The organism is Candidatus Cloacimonadota bacterium, from assembly GCA_034661015.1.
Taxonomy (GTDB): domain Bacteria; phylum Cloacimonadota; class Cloacimonadia; order JGIOTU-2; family JGIOTU-2; genus JAYEKN01.
The window spans coordinates 1-1,032 of sequence record JAYEKN010000063.1 but is presented as its reverse complement, the minus strand read 5'-3'; the positions used below and the strand labels follow the sequence as shown (position 1 = coordinate 1,032).

General features: G+C 38.6%; 1 protein-coding gene. It reads left to right on the top strand.

The genetic code is table 11. The annotated features are described in order from the left end of the window. A partial coding sequence (locus U9P79_01985) for a HAMP domain-containing sensor histidine kinase (GenBank protein ID MEA2103399.1) occupies positions 1 to 913 on the top strand: 913 nt, incomplete at its 5' end. Between the last annotated feature and the right edge of the window lie 119 nt (positions 914 to 1,032).

Sequence of the window (1,032 nt, the reverse complement as noted above, 5' to 3'; positions counted from 1 at the left end):
TTTCTGCGATCCCAATTTTGAGGAATGGATGGTATGGCCCATAAAGCGAAAAGGTGAAATTATCGGACTGTTGATTATAAATGATCCAGGAGAAGACAAAAGGGATAGCGTTGGTGTGTTGATCAATCAGTCCAATGTCCTTTTTGAAAATGCCATATTATACGAAAACCTCATCACCACAGGGAAGAGGTTAAGGGAATTGGATCATCAAAAATCGAAATTCTTACACATGTTGGGACATGATTTAAGAACCCCCCTGACCTCAATTAAAAGTTATTGTGAAATGCTTTTGATGTACAAAGATGAACCCTGGGAGACCCAGGAAGAATTCTTGAACATCATTAAAAAAGAAAGTGAACGCTTAACAACCCTGATCAATAATTTTTTGGATGTTTCCAGAGTTGATACTAATTTGGACAAACTCAAAAAAAGTACTTTTCCGGTGGCACCGCTATTTGATCATTTTATTTCATTCTATAAAGAGGAATCACAACACAAATGTATTTGTTTTACGAAAATAATCCCCCCCGATCTCCCGGACGCTTTTGCTGATAAACACCTCATTACCCATGTGATGGCTAACCTGATGTCCAATGCAATTAAATACACACCAGCACATGGCAAGATTATTTTGGAAGCGAAATACCAAAATTCAAATTCTGAAGACCCAAAATCCACAATCGAAATATCCGTTGCCAACACTGGTCCGGACATTCCGATTGTATATCAGGAGATGATTTTTGAAAAATTCGGTCAAACCGAAAATCGTCTGGCTAAACACAAAGGGGGGATGGGTCTGGGGCTTCCGGTCGCTCGAGATATCATTGAGCGGCACAATGGAAAAATCTGGATTGAAAGTGCTCCGGAAAAAGGTGTGAAATTTTTTTTCACGCTACACCGTGAAGAAAAATAACAGAAATTTAACTGTGTGCTGGTATTAATAAGGAGACATTATGGAAAATGAGCCAAATACTGAAACAATAAACGCTCCGGAGTTGTTTGATTTTTATAAGGAAGGATATGATCAGATGG